Source organism: Stenotrophomonas sp. Steno-Z1, from assembly GCF_056393175.1.
The window spans coordinates 1-482 of the sequence record NZ_JBWJPB010000026.1 but is presented as its reverse complement, the minus strand read 5'-3'; the positions used below and the strand labels follow the sequence as shown (position 1 = coordinate 482).

Annotated in this window: 1 protein-coding gene; it reads right to left on the bottom strand. The window is 64.3% G+C overall.

What is annotated here, in order from left to right:
- Positions 1 to 482, bottom strand: a 482-nt coding sequence (locus tag AC06FD_RS20445) for a GTP-binding protein (RefSeq protein WP_478078735.1), incomplete at both ends; no start/stop codon positions are given.

Genomic DNA, 482 nt, shown 5'->3' with positions numbered 1-482 from the left:
GTCGGGATCCAGCTGTCGAGGGCTTCGACCAGCTTGATCACGGCCGGCACGCCGATGTCGCTCTGGTCGCCTTCCAGCGCCAGACGGGCCGAGCCCGCGATGATCGGGGTGTCGTCGCCCGGGAAGTCGTACTTGCTCAGCAGCTCGCGGACTTCCATTTCGACCAGTTCCAGCAGCTCGGCGTCGTCCACCATGTCGGCCTTGTTCAGGAACACGACGATGTACGGCACGCCGACCTGGCGCGACAGCAGGATGTGCTCGCGGGTCTGCGGCATCGGGCCGTCAGCAGCCGAGCAGACCAGGATCGCGCCGTCCATCTGGGCAGCACCGGTGATCATGTTCTTGACGTAGTCAGCATGGCCCGGGCAATCCACGTGGGCGTAATGACGCTCGGTGGATTCGTATTCGACGTGCGCGGTCGAGATCGTGATGCCACGGGCCTTTTCTTCCGGCGCGGCGTCGATCGCGGAGTAATCCTTGAA